2 protein-coding genes are annotated in these 1605 nt (G+C 62.0%); both read left to right on the top strand.

Translation table 11 applies throughout. The features are described from left to right. A partial coding sequence (locus P792_RS0119575; RefSeq protein ID WP_235075494.1) for a hypothetical protein occupies window positions 1-674 on the top strand: 674 nt, incomplete at its 5' end. After that, the gene (locus tag P792_RS31870) at window positions 674-1579 is read left to right on the top strand and encodes a hypothetical protein (RefSeq protein WP_023979405.1); all 906 of its coding nucleotides are present in this window, start codon (window positions 674-676) and stop codon (window positions 1577-1579) included. The genes P792_RS0119575 and P792_RS31870, both read left to right, overlap by 1 nt. Window positions 1580-1605 lie beyond the last annotated feature (26 nt).

Genomic DNA, 1605 nt, shown 5'->3' with positions numbered 1-1605 from the left:
CCGCTAGCGGCATGTGCCTCAGCCTCATGCTTGGAATATTGATGGTCAGGGCATGGCTCGCATCATGGCGGGCCTTGTCACAGCCAGGATCGGCCGTTCAGGAACGCCCTGGCGCAAAAGATTCGGCGCATATCGCCAGCGGCGCAGCTCTCGTCCACTCCTCGGTCGAGCCTAGAATGATACCCTCCCTGACGCTTGGCCTGTGCCTGTCAGTATGCCCCGGCTTGCTGATTGGCCCGGTCCATGACGCGGTTCTCACCATCGCTGGCGCACCGCATGATATCTGGCGCGCCTGGCCTGTCTGGTCGTTCGCCGGGGGCGATGGCGCCTTCTGGTATCCAGCTCTGGTGTTTCTTGTGCCCGCCATCATTGCCCCTGCGGTCATGACCCATCTTCCCGCCTCTGCAACATCGCTGCCTGCCTGGCCAGCCATGCCTATCCGGCTGCGTCTCCCCTGGGGGCTCAGGCGGCTTCTCGCCTCGATGCGGCGACAGGGCACCCTGTTGCAAAGCGGTCTGCAACGGCGTCACAACCAGCGCAACGCCTCTGCGGCGCCATCGGCCATTAAGGACACCCTGCCACTAAGAGCCGGCAGGTTCCTGTCGCATCAGGCTCTGGTGCTCTGGCTTCTACTTGTTGCGATGGCCCTGTCATGGTTGGGCTGGTCAGCGTGATGACCTCCTTGCTTCTCCAGCTATGCCTGATGCTCGGACAGCTTCTCACGCTGGCGCTGCTTGCCCCCTTTCTGACAGATCTGGAAACGATGATTGGCGGCTTGATGGCAGGCCGACATGGCCCCCTGCCCGGCTGGCGATGGCGTCAGCTGCGTATGGGGTGGGGTCAGAGCCGGGCCATACCGGCGTTGACCTGGTTTGGTCTCTGCGCGGTGCTGCTTGCCAGTATGGGTATCCCTCTCGCAACAACGCAGATCCCGTTTCATTTTCTTTCGGAGCCTCTGGTCTGCGGAGTATTACTGATCCTGTCCTGTGCGACCGTCTGGACCCAGGCGCTAACCCTGGCACCAACCCGCATGACCGAGCTGCGCCTGAAACGTTCTTTGGGGGCAGTCGGACAGGACCTGCTTTTCCTGGTGCCTCTTCTCGCTCTAACAGGCACGCTGATCACCGTTGGCCTTCCCGGATCGGCCACAATTACCGGGCTGCTGCAGCAAAGAGTGCTGCAGCCCTCACCTGCCCTGCTTGGCGGGCTGGTCTTCATCGCAACCGCCTTATTGCTGGTTCTCAATCGCCGTTTTCTCTCACAGGCATGGCATGAGGAACTGATTGCGGGGACAGAGGGCCGTCATCGTAGCCTATTGCGCTACCGGCACGATCTGACGGCCCTGTGCTGGTATCTCCTCATCGCCGACCTGATCTGGCCCGATGCCATCGCCGCAAATAACGCAACGACGGGCCATCTGGCCCTGTTGTGGTTTGTGGCGGCTCCGGTTCGGCTGGGTGTGCTGGTAATTCTTGTCGCGAGCTGGCGCGCGCTACGCCCCCTTCCCTCCTCACGGCTCGCGCTTGTTCTGAGCGGGGGCGCCATCCTGCTGGTTCTTGCCGGAAGGCTGACCTCATGACTGGTGCCGCATGATCGTTCTTCTTG

The organism is Asaia sp. SF2.1 (assembly GCF_000505765.1).
In the GTDB taxonomy this organism is placed as follows: Bacteria; Pseudomonadota; Alphaproteobacteria; order Acetobacterales; family Acetobacteraceae; genus Asaia; species Asaia bogorensis.
Note: the sequence above shows the minus strand (reverse complement) of the source record. Positions and strands in the feature narration are given on the sequence as shown.